At 60.3% G+C, this 426-nt stretch carries 1 protein-coding gene; it reads left to right on the top strand.

The window, feature by feature from the left end; genetic code table 11:
• The coding region (locus D7Y15_RS43840) for a saccharopine dehydrogenase family protein (protein ID WP_304988704.1) at positions 1-349 on the top strand (349 nt) is incomplete at its 5' end.
• Positions 350-426 lie beyond the last annotated feature (77 nt).

Here is a 426-nt window from a genome sequence, read left to right on the forward strand (position 1 = left end):
GTTCCTGAAAGCCGTTCTGCCCGAACCGTCGAGCCTGGGTTCGACCACCAAGGGCAAGACCAATATCGGCGACATCGCGACCGGTCAGAAGGATGGTCAGGAAAAGACCGTCTATATCTATCAGGTCTGCGACCATGAGGACGCCTATGCCGAAACCGGCAATCAGGCGGTCAGCTACACCACCGGCGTGCCCGCGATGATCGGCGCCGCCATGATGCTGACCGGCGCCTGGAAGGGTGAAGGTGTGTTCAACATCGAGCAGTTCGATCCCGATCCCTTCATGGACATGCTGAACAAGCACGGCCTGCCCTGGCAGGTGAAGGAACTGGACGCGCCGCTGGCCTTCTAACCGGCGGTTGTAGCACAAACCTCGTCATTCTCGCGAAAGCGGGAATCCATCTCCGGGCCTTGCATCCGGGGATGGGG

The sequence above is a fragment of the Corallococcus sp. AB030 genome (assembly GCF_003668965.1).
Classification (GTDB): domain Bacteria; phylum Myxococcota; class Myxococcia; order Myxococcales; family Myxococcaceae; genus Corallococcus; species Corallococcus exiguus.